The following is a 1,773-nucleotide window of genomic DNA, read 5'->3' as shown; positions in this document are numbered from 1 at the left end:
GATAATACCTATTTGATCACAAACCATGATCTGAGGGAAGTAAAAAACGAAGTTGCCCTGCGTGTAAGCGTCCCAGTGTTCGGAGGAAGCAACTAAAGCGTTTTGTTAGATTTTTTTAGCCAAATTTTGAAAACATTGGTTTACCTCAAGTATTTTCTTTTTATCATTTGTGAGTTCTTTCTTTCCCTTATGTAGAAAGTGATACTTGATCAGCTCTGAAGCCCATTTTGCTTCAACATACACTAACAGCAGACCGCTCTTAATATTTTTAGGATCATAACTGTCAGCTAATCTTTGATTATATGTATTCATGTGGCCAAAGATTGCATCAATGCTATGCCTTTGGTCACTTTTTATATTCAGGCATATTTCTGGATAGTACTCTGTATATATAGGATGAGTTATAGCTGATGGCCAAATAGTAGCTCTCGGATTATCAGCCCCCTCAATACTCTGAATACAGCGGGCCAATGCTTTTTCGAGGCGCACATCCATATCTATAAGCTCTGAATTCAGGGCTTTGATAAGCTTCTTATTTTTGAAATAGATTCGTAACAACTCGGCTCCTTGTCCAAGAACCCAGCCTATTACGACACCTAATAGAGTTATTTCTGCTTTGCTCAATTCTTCCATGATATCTCTGTAAATCTAACGATTCACAGCAACCGCGCCGCAATTTGGCGTCAGATGACTGTGTTTGTTATATCTCTACTTTATTTAAAGCCGCTATTATTTTTCCTGAAATTGAAACCGGCACTAGACTAAAGCCCAATATAAAAACTCTAGTGTAGATTCTAATTTTACAGCTTTTAAGCGGTGTTATTTGTTTTTTTACTGTAATCTGATTTGCTTGCCAAATACTTGTTTTACCATGCTTAGATTCAATGCCATTAGTTAAACATTTTATTAAGTATTTTAATTCTTTTGAAGTTAGATCAAAGGTATAACAAGTTTCTTCATAAGAGTTTATGAAATTGTAGGTAATCGCGATTTTAAATTCAAAGTTGTCATCATCTGTTTTATCTACAGCTACCGAAACATAACTATCTTCAATATTCAATAAAGTCTTTACGTATTGGGATGGCTCACATTTTTTGAGAAGAATGCACTCTTCTATTTTCGCGAATCTTTTCGGATATTTTTTAGAATCAATACTGCCGTGTACTTCAAATAGCTCACCTAAGCTATATTGACTATAATCAGGCTCCATTGGTCTGGTTAACTCCTAGAAATATAACGCCTTGCTAAAATGTTTGAGGTACGAAAAATAGCAAACTGTTTTTTGTCCTTTTAAGCAACTTGTAAGCTGTACTTTGCTACCCAACTTTAACATGACCAAAAGGTAATAAAACTAACATTAAAACACACAATAAACTTATAAAGATAAACACCCATTTTGCATCGTTTGGCTTTGAGGCTGAACGCATAACAAAATTAGACACTTTCTGTTTTTTGAAAATACTCGCGATTCCAATCAAAGTTCCTAACAAATACGCAGCAGCGATTACGTTAATTGTAAATTCACCGACATAGTTTTGAAGTATATTTACAGCAATAGAAAATAAAAACTGAAAAATAATAAATGGTTTCAAAAATTGCATACTGAAGTGATACCAAAAAATATCCCCACCAAACATCCAATATAACTTTGATTTTCTTAACTCATACTTCGAATCTTCCACAACTTTTCCTGTACAGCTAACAACGCTTTGCCAAGGGGCAAATGCGAACGTTGTTGGGCGAAGCCCAGTGAGCATTTGTCCCAGCCGCGCT

Annotated in this window: 3 protein-coding genes; all 3 read right to left on the bottom strand. The window is 35.3% G+C overall.

Going from position 1 to position 1,773, the window contains the following annotated elements; genetic code table 11:
* Window positions 1-105 precede the first annotated feature (105 nt).
* A complete protein-coding gene (locus EOK74_RS20650; protein ID WP_133472016.1) occupies window positions 106-633 on the bottom strand; it encodes a hypothetical protein in 528 nt (175 codons plus the stop codon).
* Between the two features lie 67 nt (window positions 634-700).
* On the bottom strand, window positions 701-1,210 hold the full coding sequence (locus EOK74_RS20645) for a hypothetical protein (protein ID WP_133472015.1): 510 nt from the start codon (window positions 1,208-1,210) through the stop codon (window positions 701-703).
* Between the two features lie 106 nt (window positions 1,211-1,316).
* Window positions 1,317-1,773, bottom strand: a 457-nt coding sequence (locus tag EOK74_RS20640) for a hypothetical protein (protein ID WP_205964780.1), incomplete at its 5' end; no start/stop codon positions are given.

The sequence above is a fragment of the Paraglaciecola marina genome (assembly GCF_004360155.1).
Taxonomy (GTDB): Bacteria; Pseudomonadota; Gammaproteobacteria; order Enterobacterales; family Alteromonadaceae; genus Paraglaciecola; species Paraglaciecola marina.
The sequence above is the reverse complement of the archived record's forward strand: the minus strand, read 5'-3'. Positions and strand labels throughout refer to the sequence as shown.

Excerpts from the sequence above, each read along its gene's own strand:
- EOK74_RS20650 (WP_133472016.1), bottom strand. The coding sequence starts at position 633 with ATGGAAGAATTGAGCAAAGCAGAAATAACTCTATTAGGTGTCGTAATA.
- EOK74_RS20645 (WP_133472015.1), bottom strand. The coding sequence starts at position 1,210 with ATGGAGCCTGATTATAGTCAATATAGCTTAGGTGAGCTATTTGAAGTA.